Origin of the sequence: Kribbella sp. NBC_00709 (assembly GCF_036226565.1) — a bacterium.
GTDB lineage: Bacteria > Actinomycetota > Actinomycetes > Propionibacteriales > Kribbellaceae > Kribbella.
Window position 1 is genome coordinate 2,292,255 of sequence record NZ_CP108996.1, and the last position, 18,633, is coordinate 2,310,887.

Genomic DNA, 18,633 nt, shown 5'->3' on the forward strand with positions numbered 1-18,633 from the left:
CCATCAACGAGTGAACTCGCCCGATGACACGCATGAATCAACGGTTTGTCCCGGCTGCCGCGCCGTGCTTCCTCGGTCGGAGTGGCCCATCACCCCGAAGTACAACGCCACGGCGGAGTGCGCGGAGGTCGCCGGCGAGCTCCTCGGCTTCGAGGTCGAGAACGCGGCCCGCCTCGGGTATCTGCACCAGCTCCGCATCGACGCGTACGGCGCTCAGCACGTCAACCCGGACGCCCCGCGGATCGGCCCGCTCTTCGCGCTCAACGGCCTGTACATGTACTTGGAACGCGGCTCCGGCAACCTCGACGTACGGACCGCCCACGGCATCATGGCCAACTCGTACGACGACTGGCCACGGCTCGTCCCGCCGGCCCGTGTCGGTGAGCTCACGGCGTACGACGTACTCACCGCCGGCAGCGTGGACGACGTTGAGTCGGCCCTGCTCAAGTGGGCCCGCGAGGTCTGGGAGTCGTGGCCGGACGACGTCCGGGGAACGGTCCGGGAACTGACCGTCGAACTGGTCCCGGAACGGTATTTCAAGCGCTGATAAACCGATCGGTTCCACGCCGTTGCGGATGGGCGTGTCGGCTCGGAAACCGTTCTGTTGTTGGGGTTTCGATACGTCAGGACCTGGAAAAAGTTCGGGGCAGATCACGATCTGCACTTGCGTTTCGGGCGAACCTCACCCAGGATGACTCAGGTCGCGTCGTTACCGTGGCGTGACCATTCGGACGCTGTCCTGTGACCTGCTGTGGGATGTGTCCGATTGCCCCTCCCCCTGCACGAGGGCCTGGTGTGTCCCACCATGCCCGAGCTCACAAGGAGCGCTTTCTGATGTCCAAGGCCCGACATGCGCGCGCCCGGCGAAGTACCCGCCGGGTGGCTCGAACCCTCTCCATCGCCGGTCTGGGAGCCGGCATCACCGCCGCCGGCGCCGGCGCGGCGTTCGCGACCGATTACCAGGTCAAAGCCGGCGACACCCTCTCCGAGATCGCCCAGGCCAACGGTGCCGACTGGCACGAGCTGGCCCGGATCAACAACCTGAAGGACCCGAACCTCATCCTGATCGGGCAGACGCTGACCCTGGACGGCGCGAAGAAGTCCGCGCCGAAGGTCGTCAAGAAGTCCGAGACCCGGCCGCACACCGACAAGAAGGCCACGACCAAGAAGGCCGACCGCGACGTCCGCTCGAGCCGGTCCGAGGACCGCCCGAAGGCGAGCAGCGGCAAGGCGAACCTGAGCGGCGCCTGGGCCAAGGTCGCGAACTGCGAGTCCAGCGGCAACCCCCGCGCCGTGAACCCGGCCGGCTACTACGGACTGTTCCAGTTCGACCTGCAGACCTGGCGCAGCGTCGGTGGCTCCGGCAACCCGGCGAAGGCCTCCGCGGCCGAGCAGCTGATGCGCGCGAAGAAGCTGTACTCGCAGCGCGGCGCGTCCCCGTGGCCCGTCTGTGGCAAGTACCTCCGCTGACCCGGCACCGCTGGGTGGGTGGTCGTAGACCGTCCTCCGGCCACCTGCCCGGCACCCCTGGACCGCTTCCCGCTCATCGTGGCGGGTAGGCGCAAACTCATCCGTGATCGCGATGAGCGGGAAGCACCAGAGTGTCAGCTGCGGGTGATGACCAGCATCTTGTCGGCCCCGACCTGGAACTCGTAGGGGACCTTGCGGATCTCGGTGGTCACGCCCTCGAGTGAGTCGAGCAGCTCGGGCAGCCACGGGATCGGTTCACCGGCCCCTTGCTGCACCAGCGGGAAGATCCGGACCTCGGCGTTGCTGACCCGGATCAGCTCGCGCAATGCGGCCTCGTGCCAGGCACGGTCGTACTTGTCGGACCAGGTGAACAACAGGTGCGAGCAGAGCACCAGCTCGAACCGGCGATCGCCGAAGGGCAGCTCCGGTAGTCCGGCGGCGACGTACCGCTCCGGTGCGGACATCACGTCCTGCAGGAACCGGTCGGCCGCCTCGATCCGGTACTGATCCTTCCGCTCCGGCGATCCGTACCAGTGCCAGACGAAACTCCCCTGATGTTCGTCGACGATTCCCGACGTCGCCGGCAGGCTCCGCCGGACGCTGTCGACGAGTTCGGGGGTCTCCAGCTCGTACGCCGGGTCGGCCGCGATCGCGTCGACGCCGCGCTCGGCGGCCTCGGCGGTGAAGCTCGCGCCGCCGGCGCAGCAGTCGAGGATGGAGTCCGGGAGTTCCTTCAGGTCGAACATCGCTTCGTACTCGGCGTACGAGCGCGAGGTCACCAGCACGGGTCTACCTTTCGACGGTTGTCTTCCGGTGCAACCGGCGATCCAGGGTGGTCGCCCCAGCCGCCAGAGCCAGGAAGAGTACCGCCACCAGCAGACAGTTCAGCAGCACCCGCCCGTAACCGTGCTGGTCGACGTCGACGAACGGGTACGGGTAGAACCCGACGAACGCGCCCCGGATCAGCGTGAACACGAGCCAGAGCAGTGGGAACACGATCGACCAGCCCACGATCCGCCAGTCGACCAGTCCGCGCGGCCCGAACAACAGCCAGCCCAGGACCCCGGCCACCGGAGCAGCCGTGTGCAACAGGAAGTCGGCGACGGCCGCCCAACCGTGCAGGTCGACGAGGCCCGCGAGTACGGCGTGCGCGACGATGCCGGTCACTGCGATGCACAGCACGCCGTTCAGCCGGAGCGTCTTGAACAGCTGCCCGCCCGACCGGCCGGGTTGCAGGACGAGCATCAGCGCCGTCCCGCCAAGGATCAGGTTCGACTGGATGGTGAAGTAGGCGAACACATTGAAGACCCGGTCCGGATTGTCCGGGAAGAAGCCGTCGTGCCCGCCGGCCGTCACGAAGAGTTGTACGACGAGCCCGAACACCACTACTGCCACCGTCACCGCAGCCCAGATCCGCCCAAGCGTCGTCATGCCGGAAATCTACGACGAGTCACCGCGCGAACCGGGGACGTCAGACCGACTGCTTCTCGCGGTCGCGGCCGAACGAGTAACTGAAGGACACGATCGCGTCGATCACCAGCACGAGCGTCCAGGTCCCGGCGGGCGCGAGCACCGCGTCGTACCCGCGGCCGGAGAGCAGGCCGAGCGCGATCATGATGCCGACACCGACGACGTACGACAGCAGGTGCCGGAACCAGCCGGCCCGCTCGTGGCGAGCACGCTCCGGACCCTTCTTCGGTGGCTTCACCGGACGTGGCGCGCCGCCGAGGTAGTGCGCCGCCCACTTGTCGGCCCACTGCAGCGTCTGATGCCCGAAACCGACGCTGACGCCGATGAAGATCGCGGCCAGCGAGTGCTTGAACGCCGGCTCGGCGCCGCGGTGGATGTCGATCACGCTCGCGACCAGCATGACGACGTCGACCAGCGGCACGGCGGCCAGCAGGACCATCCCGGCCTTCGGCAGCTTCAGCAGGTACCGCGTGACCAGGCCCGCGGCGAGCAGCACCCAGAACCCGATCTCACACCCGACGATCACAGCGACCAGCACGTCGTTCACCCTTCCGATTTTTTCAGCACGACTGTGATGTAAAACCGACACTAACACAACCGTGCTAAAAAGGAGCATGCCGAAGATCGTCGACCACGTCACCCGCCGCGAGGAGATCGCCGAGGCGCTGTGGCGAGTGGTCCGCCGGGACGGGATCCGGGCCGCGTCGGTCCGCACCATCGCCGCCGAGGCGGGCTGGTCCGCCGGAGCCGTCCGCTACTACTTCCCGGACCAGGCCGGTCTGCTCAGCTTCGCGATGGACCTGGTCTCCCGCCGGGTGACCGACCGGGTCAGTGCGATCGAGCCGAAGGGCAGCGTGCAGACCATCGTGCTGCGCTATCTGGAGGAGGTCCTTCCGCTGGATGCAGAGCGCCGCGCCGAGTTCGACGTCTGGCTCGCATTCATGGCGCAGGCCCGGGCCGAATCCGGCGCCGGCACACTGCAGGAGCACCTCGTCAAGGTGCACAACGAGCTGCGCCAATTGTGCGAGTCGCTGCTGCGTTCGCTCGCCGACGCCGGCGTCCTCAAGGACGGTCTCGATCTGCGCCGCGAGGTCGAAGTACTGCATGCTCTGCTCGACGGCCTCGCACTGCACGCGGCGATCCAGCCGGAGCACACCACTCCGGCCCGGCTGCGGCAGCTGATGCGCCACCAACTGGAGTCGCTGATGGCCGAAAACCCCTGACAAAACTGGGGTTTTCGGAGAAGAATCGCCGCGACCGGTTCAAAACCTTGCGTCACGTGGCACGATCACCGCATGGAGTCCGAGGGGGTGATCGTCGTCAGTGGAATCATGGCGGCGGGGAAGTCGTCGGTGTCCCAAATGCTCGCCGAGAGATTCCAGTACGGCGTGCATCTTCGGGGGGACGTTTTTCGCCGGATGATCGTCAGCGGACAGGCCTCGATGGCCGACGACGTACTCGAGGCGCAGCGCCAGCTGCAGCTTCGCTACCGGCTCGCCTGCATGGCCGCCGACGAGTACGCGAATGCGGGGTTCACCGTCGTTCTGCAGGACGTCGTGATCGGTGAGTTGCTGCGCGAGTTCCTGGACGGAATCCGGACGCGGCCGCGGTACCTCGTCGTGCTGACACCTCGCCCGGAGGTGATCTCCGGCCGTCTCGGTGGGGCGCATCATCTGGTCGACGAGCTCGACTACGAACTGCACGCGTTCAGCCCGCGGCGCGGACTGTGGCTGGACAACTCCGACCTGTCGGTCGGCGAGACCGTCGACGCGATTCTCGGGCGGCTCGACGAAGCCGGCTTCGACTGATGGCGGGTCTTACTACCCGAGGGTAGTTTGAGTGGATGACCGTACGGCGGACCTCGTGCAACCTGTGTGAAGCAATCTGCGGCGTGCTCGTGACCGTCGAGGAGGGCCGGGTCACCGACATCCGCGGCGACGAGTCCGATCCGCTGTCCCGCGGTCACATCTGCCCGAAGGCGGTCGCGCTGCGCGACCTCCAGGAGGACCCCGACCGGTTGACCACGCCGGTACGCCGGACGTCCGACGGCTGGCAGGAGATCGGCTGGGACGCGGCGTACGAGCTCGTCGTCGGCAAGCTGATCGGGATCCAGAAGGAGCACGGCCGGAACTCGGTCGGCGTGTACCTCGGCAACCCGAACGTGCACAGTCTCGGTGCGCTCACGCACCTGCCGACGATGGTCAGGCAGCTGCGGACCCGGAACAAGTTCAGCGCGACGTCGATCGATCAGCTGCCGCACATGCTGGCGTCGTACCTGCTCTACGGGCATCAGCTGATGGTCGCGGTGCCGGACATCGACCGGACGTCGTACCTGTTGATGCTCGGCGCGAATCCGCTGGCGTCGAACGGGAGCATGATGACGGCGCCCGGCTTCGGACGGCGGTTGAAGGACGTGCGGAAGCGGGGCGGGAAAGTCGTCGTCATCGATCCGCGCCGGACCGAGACGGCCGCGGTCGCCGACGAGCATCACTTCGTCCGGCCCGGGACGGACGCGGCGTTCCTGCTCGCGCTGATTCACGAGGTCATCGCGCAGGGTTCCGCGCGGCCGGCGGAGTACGTCGACGGGCTGGCGACGGTCGAGGCCGTGGTGGAGGCGTGGACGCCGGAGCGGGCTGCGGGGATCACCGGGATCCCGGCGGAGGCGATCCGGCGGATAGCCGGCGAGGTCGCGACGGCCGATCGGGCGGCTTGTTACGGGCGGGTCGGGGTGTCGACGCAGCAGTTCGGGGCGATCTGCCAGTGGGCGATCCAGGTGCTGAACATCATCACCGGGAACCTGGACCGGCCGGGCGGGACGATGTTCCCGCGGCCTGCGGTGAACGCGTTGCTCGGGCTGGGGCGAGGACATATCGGGGTGTGGAAGAGCCGCGTCCGTGGCCTGCCGGAGTTCGGTGGCGAGTTGCCGGTGTCGACGATGGCCGAGGAGATCCTGACGCCGGGCGACGGGCAGATCCGGGCGATGGTCACGGTGGCCGGCAACCCCGTGCTGTCGACGCCGAACGGTCGCAAGCTCGACGAGGCGCTCGGGTCGCTGGAGTTCATGGTCGCGGTCGATCCGTACATCAACGAGACCACTCGGCACGCGGACGTGATCCTGCCGCCGGCGCCGCCGCTCGAGCGCGACCACTACGACGTGATCTTCCACCAGCTCGCCGTACGCAACACCGCCCGCTGGAACGACGCAGTACTGCCCAAGCCTGCGGATGCTCGGCACGACTGGGAGATCTTCCGGGAACTGGGGCTGGCCCTGGTACGGCGTACTCGGTGGAGCCGTCGACGGGTCGAGGTGACTGCCCGGCTACGTCTGACGCCGCGGCGGATCGTGGACGCCGGGTTGCGGATCGGGCCGTACCGGTTGTCGGTGGCGAAGCTCCGGAAGTCACCGGGCGGGATCGATCTCGGACCGCTGCAGCCTGCGTTGCCCGGCGCCCTGCATCACAAGTCGAAGCGGATCGACCTGGCGCAACGGATGATCCTCGACGACCTGCCCCGCCTCGACGCACTGAACGACCTGGACGGCCGGCTCCTGCTGATCGGCCGGCGGCACCTGCGCAGCAACAACTCCTGGATGCACAACTCGGCGCGGTTGGTGAAGGGCAAGCCCCGTCACCAGCTCCTGATGAACCCCGGCGACCTGGCCGAGCGGGCGCTCACCGACGGCCAGTTCGTCACCGTCACCTCCGCGGCCGGGTCCATCTCCGTGGAAGTTGCCTCTAGCAACGACATCATGCCGGGCGTGGTCAGCCTCCCGCACGGCTTCGGCCACAATCGGCCCGGCGCCCGCCTCACCATCGCCAACCAGGTGCAGGGCCCCAGCGCGAACGACGTGACCGACGCCGGGCTGACCGACGCCGTGGCCGGCACCGCAGCGGTGAACGGCGTACCGGTCACGGTGACCGCCTCCTAGCCGGGAGGCGCCGAGCTCTCCCGGATGATCAGCAACGGCGTGGAGAACAGGTGGGACTGCGGTTGCGCGCCGGACAGCAGGGCCAGCAGGCGCTGCGTCACTTCCGCGCCGTAGCCGACGATGTTGTGACTGAGCGCCGTCAGCGTGGGGTGAGTGATTCGGCACAGCGCCGAGTCGTCCCAGGCCACGAGCGTCAGGTCGTCCGGCACGCGGAGGCCGAGACCCTGGATCGCGGCCAGTCCGGCGACGGCCATCAGGTCGTTGTCGTAGATGATCGCGGTCGGGCGCGAAGACCCGCCGACGAGATCGCGGGTGGCGGTGGCGCCTTGAGTGGCGGAGAAGTCGGTGTGGTGGATGCGGGTCTCGACCGCCAGCCGGCGGGCGGCCACCTCGAAGGCCCGGTCGCGGATCCAGACGTCGCCGTACTCCGGCGGACCGGCGACCCGGGCGATCACCCGATGACCGAGCGACGCGACGTGATCCAGGGCCGCGGTCATCGCCGCCGTACCGTCGGTCCAGACGCACGGCATCCCGTCCGCCAGCGCCGGATCCCCGACCAGAACGGCCGGCAGACCGAGCTTCCGCAGTACCGGCAGGCGGGGGTCCGCGACGCGGAGGTCGACGACGATCACCCCGTCGACCCGGCGTTCGGCGGCCCACTTCCGGTACGTCGACAGCTCCTCGTCGAGATCGGTCACGACCTGCAGCGCCAACGCATACGACTTCTCCGCGAGCACCGACTCGACGCCGCCGACGAAGCCCATGAAGTACGGCTCCTCGATCAAGGTCTGCGCCGTCCTCGCGAGCACCAGCCCGAACGTCTCGCTGCGTGCGGCGGACAGTTGGCGGGCGGCCCGGTTGGGCACCCACTCCAGCTCCGCGGCGACCTGCAGCACGCGTGCACGGGTGGCCTCCGACACCCCGGGCTGGTTGTTCAGGGCGTACGAAACGGCGCCTTGGGAGACACCACAGCGCCGGGCGATCTCCTTGATGGTCACACGGGACACAACTCTTCACTCCTCACGGGCGGCCGGACCGCTGACGGTCGGTCCGGAATCCTCCAGTGTGCGCCTGCTTCAACGCCCTGTCATCACCTGAGCACACAAAGTGACCGTTTGATCAGACCGGGCGACGGGCAGGAAGTGTCACGTGACCGCCCAGTCGTTGGGCGGAGGGTGGTGCCCTCGGGGCCCGGTGGGATACGGTTGCCGTCGTTACTTAACCGGTTCGGCTTATCAGTCGGCGCAAACCCCAGGGCAGCGGGTGACGCGCCGCCGACAAGGAGAAACCATGGTCGCAGTGGACCACCTGTCCCTCCAGTTGTACACGGTCCGGGGCAAGCTCGAAGAGGACTTCGACGGCACCCTGGCACGCATCGCGGAGATCGGCTACACCAAGGTCGAGCCCTTCGGTGTGACCGCCTACGCGGACCGTCTGGCCGACGCGCTGCCCAAGCACGGACTCTCGGCCCCCACCACCCACGCCGGCCTCCTGCGGGACGAAGCCGGCCCGATCTACGCGGCGGCGAAGCGGCTCGGCATCACCACGGTGATCGACCCGCACACCGACCCCGCCCGCTGGCAGAACGCGGACGACATCAAGGTCATCGCCGACGGGCTGAACAAGGCCGCCGTCGAGGCCGCCGACCACGGCATCACGGTCGGGTACCACAACCACCAGTTCGAGCTCGAGTCGAAGATCGGCGGCGCGCACGGGCTGGAGATCCTGGTCGACAACCTGTCCGACGAGGTGATCCTCGAGGTCGACACGTACTGGGCGGCCGTCGGCGGCGCGGACGTCACGGCGCTGCTCGGCAAGTTCGGCGACCGGGTCAAGGCGATCCACGTCAAGGACGGCGACGGCACGCTGAACAACAAGGCCCAGGTCGCGGTCGGCGACGGCGTCATCGCGGTCCGGGACATCCTGGCCGCCGCGCCGAACGCCCTGCGGGTCGTCGAGCTGGACGACTTCACCGGCGAGATCTTCGACGCGGTCGAGGGCAGCTACACGTTCCTCACCGGAGAGGGTGCGCCTGCATGACGGCAGTCGGAGTAGGTGTGATCGGCGCCGGAGTGATCTCCGACGCCTATATCAAGAGCATGCAGAGCTTCCCGGACCTGAAGGTGGTCGCGATCGGCGACCTCCGGCCGGAAGCGGCCGAAGAGAAGGCGAAGCAGTACGGGATCGAGGCCCACGGCGGCCCCGAGGCCGTGCTGAACAACGCGGACGTCGAGATCGTGGTCAACCTGACCATCCCGATCGCGCACGTCGAGGTCGCCCTCGCAGCGGTTGCCGCAGGCAAGCATGTCTGGAGCGAGAAGCCGTTCTCGCTGGACCAGGACAGCGGGATCAAGCTGCTGGCCACGGCACAGGACGCGGGCGTGCGGCTGGGCTGCGCACCCGACACCATCCTGGGCCCGGGGCTGCAGGAGTCCCGTCGCATCATCGAGCGCGGTGACATCGGTACGCCGCTGACCGCGCTGACCTTGATGCAGTCCCCCGGTCCGGAGTCCTGGCACCCGAACCCGGCGTTCCTGTTCCAGGAAGGCGCCGGCCCGCTGTGGGACATCGGCCCGTACTACCTGACCACGCTGGTCCAGCTGTTCGGTCCGGTCGCCGCGGTCGCGGGGATCGGGTCGAAGTCCAAGGAGAAGCGCACGATCGGCTCCGGTCCGCTGGCGGGGACCGACTTCGACGTGACCGTGCCGACGCATGTCAGCGCGATCGCGAAGTTCGAGTCGGGGCAGTCCTCGCAGAGCATCTTCAGCTTCGACTCGCCGCTGTCGCGGGCCGGGTTCGTCGAGATCACCGGCTCGGACGCGACCCTCGCCGTACCGGACCCGAACGGGTTCGACGGTGAGATCAAGATCCGTCGCCGTGGCGCCGACGACTGGGAGACGGTCGCCGAGACCAAGGCGGTCGCGCAGCGCGGCACCGGCGTGCTGGAGATGGCGCGGGCGATCCGGGCCGGCCGGCCGCACCGGGCGACCGGGGCGCTGGCGTTCCACATCGTCGACGTGATGGCCTCCATCACCGACTCGATCGACACCGGCGCTTTCGTCGACGTGACCAGCACAGTCGAGGTCGCGCCGATCCTGCCGGACGACTGGGACGTGACCGCAGCAACGCTATGACCAGTATCGTTCTCGATCCCCGGCGGACCGTGGTGTTCGCCGGGGACTCGGTCACCGACTGCGGCCGCCGTACCGACCCCGACGGGTTGGGCGACGGCTACGTCCGCAACGTGTACGACGACCTCGGTGAACGCCGGCCGACGATCGTCAATGCCGGCATCAGTGGCAACCGGGCGGCCGATCTGGCCGCCCGGTGGTCCGCCGATGTGCTGGCCCACGACCCGTCGCTGGTGTCGATCCTGATCGGGATCAACGACACCTGGCGGCGGTACGACGAGAACGATCCGACGACCCCGGAGTCCTTCGAGGCGTCGTACCGGTCGGTGCTCGACCCGCTGAACTGTCCGGTGGTCCTGATCGAGCCGTTCCTGCTGCCGGTGAAGGACGGGCAGGACGAATGGCGTGAAGACCTGGACCCGAAGCTCGAAGTGGTCCGGAAGCTGGCCGTCGAGTACGGCGCGCTCCTGGTCCCGGCCGATGTCGAGCTGACCAAGCAGGCCGCGTCCGTCGGCCCGGCCACGCTCGCCGGCGACGGCGTGCACCCGAGTCCGGCCGGACATCGTGCCCTCGCCGAGCTGTGGCGACGGTACGTCCTCGACCACTGACGTGTGCACCGCTCCCCACGCCTGGTGGGGAGCGGCTCTACTAAACCGGTTCACCATTCTGGAGCCCGACTGTGACCTCGCTGAAGACCCTTGACCTGACCACCGACGGCGGTGCCGCCTGGACCGTTCGCGCCGTCGAGGGTCCGGCGCCCGACGGCCTGATCGACCGGCCGGTGGCCGCGACCGTGCCGGGCGAGGTGCACACCGACCTGCTCGCGGCCGGCGAGATCCCGGACCCGTTCGACGGCGACAACGAGTCGAAGCTGCACTGGATCGGCCGGACCCGGTGGAGCTACCGGACCACGTTCAGCTGGGTTGCCGATGGCAACGACCGGCAGGAGCTGGTGGCCGAGGGGCTCGACACGGTCGCGACCGTCACGCTGAACGGGCAGGAGCTGGGCCGGACCGCGAACCAGCACCGCTCGTACCGGTTCGACGTCACCGGTGTACTGGTTGCCGGAGACAACGAACTGGTGGTCGACTTCGAAGGGCCGGTGGCGGCGGCCGAGGCGGAGCGGGCCAAGGTCGGCAGCTGGCCGCACACCAACCTGCATCCGTACAACGAGCTGCGGAAGATGGCGTCGAACTTCGGCTGGGACTGGGGACCGGACGTGGCGACCGCGGGCATCTGGCGGCCGATCCGGATCGAGTCCTGGTCCGGCGTCCGGATCGACTCGGTCCGCCCGCTCGCGGGCGCCGACGGCACTCTGAACACCTTTGTCTCGCTGGTCTGGACCGACACCGCCGCCGAGTACGCCACCGTCACGGTGGAGGTCGGCAGTACGACGCAGTCCGCGAGCGTCAAGCCCGGGTGGGACACCGTCGTCGTCAGCAACACGGTCCCGGAGGTGAACCTCTGGTGGCCGCGCGGGCACGGCGAGCAGCCGTTGTACGACGTGACGGTGAGGCTGGCCGACGACACCTGGACCGGGCGGGTCGGCTTCCGCGACATCAGCGTGAGCGTTGCCCCCGACAACGACGGTACGCCGTTCGTGCTGTCGGTGAACGGCAAGCCGATCTACGTGCGCGGTGCGAACTGGATCCCGGACGACGCGTTCGTCACCCGGTTGGACGCGGACACGTACCGGACCAGCATCCAGGACGCGATCGACGCCGGGATGAACCTGCTGCGGGTCTGGGGCGGCGGGATCTACGAGAGCGAGGACTTCTACGACGTCTGCGACGAGCTGGGGATCCTGGTCTGGCAGGACTTCCTGTTCGCGTGCGCGGCGTACTCGGAGGAGGAGCCGCTGCGGAGCGAGGTCGAGGCCGAGGCGCGGCAGGCGGTCACCCGGCTGAGCAAGCACGCCAGCCTCGCGGTGTGGAACGGCAACAACGAGAACATCTGGGGCTACGTCGAGTGGAGCTGGCGGGTCCCGCTGGCCGGACGGCCGTGGGGCGCCGGGTACTACCTGGACCTGCTGCCCAAGATCGTCGCCGAACTCGACCCGCGGACGCCGTACTCCGCCGGCAGTCCGTACTCGTTCGACCAGTTCATCCACCCGAACGACGAGCGGCACGGGACCATGCACATCTGGGACGTGTGGAACCAGGTCGACTACACGACGTACCGGAAGTACAAGCCGCGGTTCGTGTCGGAGTTCGGCTTCCAGGGGCCGCCGGCCTGGTCGACGCTCACGTCGGTCGTGCACGACGCGCCACTCGACCCGTACGGCGAGCAGATGCTCGTGCACCAGAAGGCGTTCGAGGGCAACCTCAAGCTGGAGCGCGGGCTGGGTGAGCACCTGCCGGTGTGGAAGGACATCGACGACTGGCACTGGACCACGCAGCTGAACCAGGCGCGAGCTGTTGCCTACGGCATCGAACACTTCCGCTCACTGTTCCCGCTGAACACCGGTGCGGTGGTCTGGCAGTTGAACGACAACTGGCCGGTGGTCTCCTGGGCAGCCGTCGACGGCCACGGGATCCGCAAGCCGTTGTGGTACGCGCTGAAGCGGGTGTACGCCGATCGGCTGCTGACCGTGCAACCGCGGGAGGACCAACTGGTCGTTGCCGCGCACAACGACACCGACGAGGCCTGGAACACCGAGGTGACGGTGACGCGGCGGTCGACCGCGCGTGATGGTGAGGTGCTGGCCCGGGAGACGTTCGCGCTCGAGGTGCCGGTGCGGTCGGCGGTGACCAGCGAGCTTCCGGAGTCGGTCGCTGTCACGTCGAACCCCGCGGGCGAGTACCTCGAGGTTCGCGGCGACGACGGCAGCACGGCGTACTGGTACTTCGTCGAGGACACCGCGTTGCAGCTGGCCGCGGACGCCTTCACCACGGAGGTCGCCTCGAACACCGACGGGTACGACGTGACCGTCACGGCAACCGCGCTCGCCAAGGACCTGGCCTTCTTCCCGGACCGCCTGGACCCGGCGGCGCGGGTGGACTCGGGCCTGGTCACGCTGTCCGCGGGCGAGAGCCACACCTTCCACGTCACCGGAGCGAAGGCCCCCGAGTGGATCGGCGTACCGGTACTGCGATCGGCGAACGATCTGCTGAACTGATTTACGTCGAGACCTTGACTAAAGGTGTGGCGGGGCCGCTACTTGAGGGTGAACCCCCTGGTCCCGCCCCACCTCGGAGGTCTGGTCGACATGCGCGCTCTCGCCGTGGTCCTGCTCGGTTTCGCGTCCTTGCTGGTGGCTCCGGCCACCGCGTCGGCCGCGTTGCCGGCCTGTCAGCACTTCTACACCGGTCCGATCCCCGACCGGCCGGTCTCCGGCGGTCACGGCAACGGGACCACGGCACCGCCGTACGACGTCAGCGGCCGGCTGCCCGCGCCGGGTGGGATCGACGGTGGTCTTGGTACGGGCGGGAAGGTGACGTTCACCTTCAACCGGGTGCCCGGCGCGAAGGCGTACCGCGCGTTCCGGAACGGGCAGGCGCTGCAGTGGATCAGCGACTGGGGTCAGCCGACGCTGCAGGTGACTGATGCGAGCCCCTGCGACGGCGCGCATTACCAGGTGTACGCGATGTCGGCCGAGGACACGTCGGCGTCGTCGATCGGCCAGATCAGTACGTCGTACCGGTTGAACTCGTCCTACCGGCTGGCGGCGTACCAGATACCTGCCGGCACCACGCTGAACTACCGGGTGTCGGCGTACAACGACGTCGCTCAGACCGCACTCGGCTACAACGCCGGCACGGGGATCTGCGCCGTGGACGCCCGCATCATCCCGTGGGGCACTCGCCTCTACGTCCCCGGATACGGCCACTGCTACGCGGCCGACATCGGCAGCTGGATCAAGGACGACATCGTCGACGTCTGGTTCCCGCCCGGCCCGGACGCCGACAACTGGGGAATCCAGCGGCTCACGCTGACCGTAGAGGGTGTCTGAGGACCCTCTTATAGTGAACGGATGCGCTTCGCTGTCCACTTGACCGAGTCTGCCGAGTTGCGGCCGCTCGAGCCGTGGCAGGCCGCGGAGTTCCTGGCGCACGTGGACAAGGCTCGCGAGGCGCTCGCACCGTACGCGCCGTGGGTGGAGGTGGTCACCGACGAAGAGCGGGCCCGGAACTACCTGGGCCGGTATGCACACCGGCAGGCGGCCGACGAGGGCCGGATGTACGGGATCTGGCTGGACGGCGAGCTGGTCGGCGGCATGCAGTTCCGCGGCTTCGACACCGACCTGGGGATCACCGAGCTGGGCGCGTGGGTGGCCCCGGAGGCTGAGGGCCGCGGACTGGTGACGCGGGCCGCTCAACGGATGATCGACTGGGCGATCGGCGTCCGTGGGCTGAACCGGGTGGAGTGGCGCTGTACTGCGGACAACGCCCGGAGCTCCGCGACCGCCAAACGGCTGGGGATGGTCCACGAGGGGACACTGCGGCAGGCGTTCGTGCACCACGGTGTGCACGACGTACAGGTCTGGGCGATGACTCGGCTCGACTGGGAGCAGCGACCCTGGCGGTAGGCATACTGAGGCATCGTGACCTGGGGGAAGCGCGTAGCTGTCGGTGCCTTGCTGTTGACTCTTGTTGCTTGCAGCGACACCAAGCCGACGGCCGGAGTGGTTACTGAGACGCCGCAGCCGACCACCATCGCTCCCTGGACTGCAAAGCCGGTCAGACCGACGGTAGTAGTGCGCGCGCGGCCGGGTGCGTCGAGCAATGTGGACCTGATGCCGGTGCTCGACCACGGACCGCGGGACAAGAAGCAGATCGCGTTGACGTTCGACGCGGACCTGACCGCGTTGATGCGGAAGCGGCTGGTGTCCGGGAAGGTCAAGTCGTACTACAACAGGGCGCTGATCGACGAACTGCGGACGATGCACGTGCCGGCGACGATGTTCCTGACCGGGATGTGGATGGAGCAGTACCCCGACATCACCCGGCAGCTGGCCGCCGATCCGTTGTTCGAGCTGGGGACACACACCTACGACCACCGCGGTTTCACCAAGCACTGCTACACGCTGGGCACGGTTCCCCGCGACCAGATGCTTGCGGACGTACGGCGGGCGATCGTCGAGCTGGATCGGGCGGATCCCCACGCCACAAGGTGGTTCCGGTTCCCGGGTGGGTGCTACGACGCCGCCGCACTCCACGAGCTGGCGCCGGCGGGCGTGACCGCGGTCGGGTTGGATGTGCCGGGCGCGGACGGGTTCGCCAAGTCACCGCAGCCCGTCATCAAGCAGGTCCTGGACCACGTGCAGAACGGCTCGATCGTCGTCCTCCACATGCACGGCGGCGACAACGCGCCGTACACCGCCCAGGCCGTCGGCCCGATCGTGCGCGAACTTCGATCCCGCGGCTACCGACTCGTCACGGTCACGCAAATGTTCGAAGGGCAATCCGGGAAAAAGAAGCATTAGAAGGAAGAGAAGAGGCTTATTTGAACGCCTTCAAAGAAAAGGACGAGGAAAGAACAGAGAAAACAGAGGATAGAGTGAGAATTGGCGCCCGGCCAGGTTCGGCGTATCGGTGACGGCCGGCCGGTCAGAACAGGCACGGCAAGCCGCAGCGCCAGTCGGCGGCGGTTCATCTGCAGCTCGACAGACACGTCAAGTGTCGGCGCATAGGCCAGCAACACCCCGGCACACAGTACGGCGTGGGGGTTAACCCCCACGATGGCCGGTTTACCCTTGACATACCAGGTGAGCAACCGGCCAACTCAGGCGTTGACCCCTAGGACGGTCCAGCACGACCGGCCCGACGGGCCGCGGACTGCGACCCGAAACCTCCCTGGAGCGGCGCCCGGTGCTGGGTACTGAAGGCGCCCAGCGAACCCAGCCGAGCGCTCACCACCTCTAATTTCACTGCTTCTCTCAATCTTTCTGAATAGCTCTTTTCGCTTTCAGTCGACGTTGACGGCGACGTACTTGAGCTCCAGGTACTCGTCGATGCCGACGGTGCCGCCTTCGCGGCCGAGGCCGGACTGTTTGACGCCGCCGAAGGGTGCGGCCGGGTTGGAGACGATGCCCTGGTTGAGCCCGATCATCCCGGCTTCGAGGCGCTCGGACACCCGCAGCGCCCGGCTCAGGTCTTTGGTGAACAGGTAGGAGACCAGGCCGAACTCGGTGTCGTTCGCCATCCGCACGGCCTCGTCCTCGGTCTCGAACGCGGTCAGCGGCGCGACCGGTCCGAAGATCTCCTCCTTCTGCAGCCGGGCACTCGCCGGCACGTCGGCCAGCACGGTCGGCTGGAAGAAGTACCCGTTGCCCTCAGCAACTTCACCGCCGGTCAGCGTGCGCGCGCCCTGGGCGATCGCGTCGGCGACCAGGTCACGGACCTTGTCCCGCTGGACGGCGTCGATCAGCGGGCCGACGGTGACGCCGTCCTCGGTCCCGCGGCCGACCTTCAGCGCCGCCATCCGCGCGGTCAGGCGGGTCGCGAACTCGTCCATCACCGACGAGTGGACGTAGATCCGGTTGGCCGACGTACAGGCCTCGCCGCCGTTGCGCATCTTGGCCAGCATCGCGCCGTCGACCGCCTTGTCCAGGTCGGCGTCCTCGAACACCAGCAGCGGCGCGTTCCCGCCGAGCTCCATGCTCGTTCGCAGGACCTGGTCCGCGGCCTGCTCGATCAGCCTCCGGCCGACCGGGGTCGAGCCGGTGAAGGACAGCTTGCGGGCCCGTCCGTCGCGGATCAGCGGCTCCATCACGCCGCCCGCGTCGTGGGTGGTGATCACGTTCAGCACGCCGGCCGGGAGACCGGCCTCGGTCATCAGCTCGGCCAGCTTGAGCATCGACAGCGGCGTCTGCGCGGCCGGCTTGATCACCATCGTGCAGCCGGCGGCGACCGCGGGGCCGATCTTGCGGGCGCCCATCGCCGCCGGGAAGTTCCACGGTGTGATCAGCAGGCACGGGCCGACCGGCTGCCGCATCAGCAGGAACCGGCCCGAGCCGTTCGGGGCGATCTGGTACCCGCCCTCGATCCGGACCGCTTCCTCCGCGAACCAGCGGAAGAACTCGGCCGCGTAGGCGATCTCGCCCTTGGATTCGGCGACCGGCTTGCCCATCTCGAGCGTCATCAGCAGGGCTAGGTCATCGGCCCGCTCGGTCATCAGCTCGTAGGTACGGCGCAGGATCTCACCACGCTCGCGAGGCGGCGTCGCGGCCCACTCCGCCTGCGCGGCCACCGCTGCGTCGAGCGCTGCCTTGCCATCCGCCGGACTGGCGTCCGCCACATCACAGAGCGTCGTACCGGTGGCCGGGTCCTCGACGGCGAGGGTCTTGCCGCTCTCGGCCGCCATCCACTTGCCTCCGATGAACAGCTCCGTCGGACACGCCTCGACGACTTCCTGCTCCGTTGACATGGCCCCGCCTCTCGTGTGGTTCGCAGTACCCACACTAGGCCGTGGCGATCAGGGGTGGTGTATGTCGTGGGACGATGCGGACGATGCGGGTCAGGCCGTTCGCGACGGTGCGGAGGATCGCTGACCGGATCAGTCCGTCGAAGGCCAGTGGGACGATCATGACCTCGTCTGCCGTCGTACTCGCGACCAGTGCGCCCAGTCCGGCTGCCACGGTCGCGCGGGAGCCGACGATGTGGCCTGGGTCGTCCAGCAGTCGCTCCGCGCGTCCACGCTCCCGTCCGGTGAGCGGCGGTTCCAGCAGCGCCATCAGCTCACCCGACGTGACCCGCGGTCCGGCCGCGGCCAGCCGGGTCTTCACGCGCACGTACTCCGCAAATCGGTCGAACGCGTCCTCTTCGGAGTCAGCTGCCACGACACCGACCGTCACTGCGAGGTACGGCCGTACTTTCGGTCCAGTCGGCTCGAAGTGCTCCCGGTACGCCGCCACGGCAGCCGGCGTCACCGCAGCCGCGCAGTGGTGCGCCAGGAAGAGAGGCAGTCCGCGTACGGCGGCAGTCATCGCAGTACCTGCGTGTTCGGCCAGCACAAAGACCGGTGGCGGCAGTCCGGCCAATGACAGTCGTACGTCGCCGACCGGCGCCCGGCCCGGCGTACCGTCGCGCAGGAACCCGCACAGCTCGTCCAGCCGCCGAGGGAACGAGTCACGTGCACCACCGGCGAGTGCGGCCGCAGTACTAGGTGCGACGCTGCGCTGCTCCCCTACGCCCAGGTCGATACGACTCGGGTACGCCGCCGCGAGTGCAGCGAACTGTTCCGCGATGACCAGGGGCTGATGGTTGGTCAGTAGTACCCCACCGGCGCCCAAGCGGATCCGATCGGTCCGCGCAGCCAGGACCGCGGCGAGCACGGCCGGCGCTGCGCCGCCGACGCCTCGGACACCGTGCTGCTCTCCAAGCCAGAAGCGACGGTATCCGAGGTCATCGGCGGCTAGTGCCACCTCTGCCGTCTCCCGGAGCGCGGCCGCAGCCGACTGACCGGGCAGCTGCGGTACAACGTCCAGCACAGAGTGGGCCGAGACGGGTAGTCCGGGAGCGACAGTGGTGAGCACGGGCCCACGGTGACAGCGCGGGTCGGGTTCACGCATGGGGATTCGCCACCCAAGTTCCGGCCGCCGTGCCCCCATCCTCGGCGTCCCGTCGGCCGACCGAAAATGGGTGTACGCAGCCCTTGTAGCGCCCGGTCCCGCGCAGGCATCGTTCCCGGCGT

At 68.3% G+C, this 18,633-nt stretch carries 18 protein-coding genes; 12 read left to right on the top strand and 6 right to left on the bottom strand.

The window, feature by feature from the left end; translation table 11 throughout:
* Window positions 1-10: 10 nt before the first annotated feature.
* Together OHA18_RS11245 and OHA18_RS11250 are read left to right on the top strand one after the other, a co-directional pair.
* Entirely contained in the window at window positions 11-547 is a 537-nt protein-coding gene (locus tag OHA18_RS11245) for a DUF5946 family protein (protein WP_329003931.1), read from the top strand.
* A gap of 287 nt (window positions 548-834) precedes the next feature.
* Entirely contained in the window at window positions 835-1,470 is a 636-nt protein-coding gene (locus tag OHA18_RS11250; protein WP_329003932.1) for a transglycosylase family protein, read from the top strand.
* Window positions 1,471-1,604: 134 nt separating this feature from the next.
* Here OHA18_RS11250 and OHA18_RS11255 read toward each other — a convergent pair whose 3' ends face one another.
* The 3 genes from OHA18_RS11255 to OHA18_RS11265 are packed head-to-tail and all read right to left on the bottom strand — an operon-like array spanning window position 1,605 to window position 3,487.
* Complete coding sequence (locus OHA18_RS11255; protein ID WP_329003933.1) at window positions 1,605-2,255, bottom strand: class I SAM-dependent methyltransferase; 651 nt, start codon at window positions 2,253-2,255, stop codon at window positions 1,605-1,607.
* Between the two features lie 4 nt (window positions 2,256-2,259).
* The gene (locus OHA18_RS11260; protein ID WP_329003934.1) at window positions 2,260-2,901 is read right to left on the bottom strand and encodes a Pr6Pr family membrane protein; all 642 of its coding nucleotides are present in this window, start codon (window positions 2,899-2,901) and stop codon (window positions 2,260-2,262) included.
* Window positions 2,902-2,941: 40 nt separating this feature from the next.
* A complete protein-coding gene (locus OHA18_RS11265; RefSeq protein WP_329003935.1) occupies window positions 2,942-3,487 on the bottom strand; it encodes a 2TM domain-containing protein in 546 nt (181 codons plus the stop codon).
* Window positions 3,488-3,554: 67 nt separating this feature from the next.
* On the opposite strand from OHA18_RS11265, the gene OHA18_RS11270 reads away from it, so the two are divergent.
* The 3 genes from OHA18_RS11270 (at window position 3,555) to OHA18_RS11280 (ending at window position 6,868) form a co-directional block, all read left to right on the top strand.
* Complete coding sequence (locus tag OHA18_RS11270; RefSeq protein WP_329003936.1) at window positions 3,555-4,163, top strand: TetR/AcrR family transcriptional regulator; 609 nt, start codon at window positions 3,555-3,557, stop codon at window positions 4,161-4,163.
* Window positions 4,164-4,235: 72 nt separating this feature from the next.
* Window positions 4,236-4,748 carry an AAA family ATPase gene (locus tag OHA18_RS11275; RefSeq protein WP_329003937.1) on the top strand — a complete coding sequence of 171 codons (513 nt, stop codon included), beginning with the start codon at window positions 4,236-4,238 and terminating at the stop codon, window positions 4,746-4,748.
* 35 nt (window positions 4,749-4,783) lie between these two features.
* Window positions 4,784-6,868, top strand: coding sequence for a molybdopterin-dependent oxidoreductase (locus OHA18_RS11280; RefSeq protein ID WP_329003939.1), 2,085 nt, complete (start codon window positions 4,784-4,786; stop codon window positions 6,866-6,868).
* On the opposite strand, the gene OHA18_RS11285 is transcribed toward OHA18_RS11280, so the two are convergent.
* Window positions 6,865-7,875 carry a LacI family DNA-binding transcriptional regulator gene (locus OHA18_RS11285; RefSeq protein WP_329003940.1) on the bottom strand — a complete coding sequence of 337 codons (1,011 nt, stop codon included), beginning with the start codon at window positions 7,873-7,875 and terminating at the stop codon, window positions 6,865-6,867. The two genes, OHA18_RS11280 and OHA18_RS11285, sit on opposite strands and share 4 nt — an antisense overlap.
* Window positions 7,876-8,158: 283 nt before the next feature.
* On the opposite strand from OHA18_RS11285, the gene OHA18_RS11290 reads away from it, so the two are divergent.
* The 7 genes from OHA18_RS11290 (at window position 8,159) to OHA18_RS11320 (ending at window position 15,424) form a co-directional block, all read left to right on the top strand.
* The gene (locus OHA18_RS11290) at window positions 8,159-8,908 is read left to right on the top strand and encodes a sugar phosphate isomerase/epimerase family protein (protein ID WP_329003941.1); all 750 of its coding nucleotides are present in this window, start codon (window positions 8,159-8,161) and stop codon (window positions 8,906-8,908) included.
* Window positions 8,905-10,002, top strand: coding sequence for a Gfo/Idh/MocA family protein (locus OHA18_RS11295; protein ID WP_329003943.1), 1,098 nt, complete (start codon window positions 8,905-8,907; stop codon window positions 10,000-10,002). Before OHA18_RS11290 ends, OHA18_RS11295 begins: the two co-directional genes overlap by 4 nt.
* On the top strand, window positions 9,999-10,607 hold the full coding sequence (locus OHA18_RS11300) for an SGNH/GDSL hydrolase family protein (protein ID WP_329003945.1): 609 nt from the start codon (window positions 9,999-10,001) through the stop codon (window positions 10,605-10,607). Before OHA18_RS11295 ends, OHA18_RS11300 begins: the two co-directional genes overlap by 4 nt.
* Before the next feature lie 71 nt (window positions 10,608-10,678).
* Window positions 10,679-13,117, top strand: a complete 2,439-nt coding sequence (locus tag OHA18_RS11305; RefSeq protein ID WP_329003946.1) for a glycoside hydrolase family 2 protein — start codon at window positions 10,679-10,681, stop codon at window positions 13,115-13,117.
* A gap of 90 nt (window positions 13,118-13,207) precedes the next feature.
* Window positions 13,208-13,951, top strand: a complete 744-nt coding sequence (locus OHA18_RS11310) for a 3D domain-containing protein (protein ID WP_329003947.1) — start codon at window positions 13,208-13,210, stop codon at window positions 13,949-13,951.
* A gap of 21 nt (window positions 13,952-13,972) precedes the next feature.
* Entirely contained in the window at window positions 13,973-14,527 is a 555-nt protein-coding gene (locus tag OHA18_RS11315) for a GNAT family N-acetyltransferase (protein ID WP_329003948.1), read from the top strand.
* 207 nt (window positions 14,528-14,734) lie between these two features.
* Complete coding sequence (locus OHA18_RS11320; protein WP_329003949.1) at window positions 14,735-15,424, top strand: polysaccharide deacetylase family protein; 690 nt, start codon at window positions 14,735-14,737, stop codon at window positions 15,422-15,424.
* 482 nt (window positions 15,425-15,906) lie between these two features.
* On the opposite strand, the gene OHA18_RS11325 is transcribed toward OHA18_RS11320, so the two are convergent.
* Window positions 15,907-17,367, bottom strand: coding sequence for an NAD-dependent succinate-semialdehyde dehydrogenase (locus OHA18_RS11325; RefSeq protein WP_329003950.1), 1,461 nt, complete (start codon window positions 17,365-17,367; stop codon window positions 15,907-15,909).
* A 34-nt stretch (window positions 17,368-17,401) separates the two neighbouring features.
* Complete coding sequence (locus tag OHA18_RS11330; protein WP_329003951.1) at window positions 17,402-18,475, bottom strand: MsnO8 family LLM class oxidoreductase; 1,074 nt, start codon at window positions 18,473-18,475, stop codon at window positions 17,402-17,404.
* Window positions 18,476-18,633 lie beyond the last annotated feature (158 nt).